Raw genomic sequence first — 709 nt, forward strand, 5'->3', positions numbered from 1 at the left:
GTTGGCGCGTCTCCAATTTCAAGTCCATTCGAGACGGCAGCGACCTACCTCTGGCATCGCTGACGATTTTTGCAGGAGCAAATAGCAGCGGCAAGAGCACCTTCATTCAGTCGGTTTTGCTCGTCGCGCAGACCCTCTCGAATAAGGTCGGCTCCCGTTCCGTGGTTCTCAACGGGGCATTCACCAGCCTCGGGCAGTTCGACGACCTGAAATCGATTGGCAATGATGCGGATCAGATCGTCATCAAGGGCACCTGCCGCCCACTTTCTGATGCCGACGGCATCCCGTTGTGGGGCGGCCCCTCTCTCCCATCGCGAAGGGGATTGTACTACGGCCGCAGAGCAATGGGCCTACGCGAAGTCTCGTTCGAAATAGCTTTCGATGCCGATCCTTCGAGCCCCGACCGTGATATCTTTCAAATCCAACCGCGGCTCTTCTCCAGCGGTCTTGACTGCATCTTGCGCGACGAAGACAACGTCGATCAGAAGTACTCGATATTTGTCCGGCATGCTGGTTCGGAAACATCCCCGCATAAGTTTGGGCTTCTCGACGATAGTTCTGATGCAGACGATTACCTCCGAGCAGGTTTGGCATACGATGTGACTTTGGACGAATTGTCCATGTCAGAAGTCAGGGAGGAAGCACACTCAGCTCAGCCGGTCGGGTGCGTTCTGAGGCATTTCCTTCCTGCAAGAATCCTACACACCGT

1 protein-coding gene is annotated in these 709 nt (G+C 55.4%); it reads left to right on the forward strand.

Features of this window, described 5'->3' with window-relative positions; genetic code table 11:
• Positions 1-709 (forward strand): hypothetical protein (locus ACXJ7R_RS35345; protein WP_457155832.1); only part of this gene is annotated, 709 nt, incomplete at both ends.

This window comes from Mesorhizobium sp. P5_C1 (assembly GCF_054049815.1).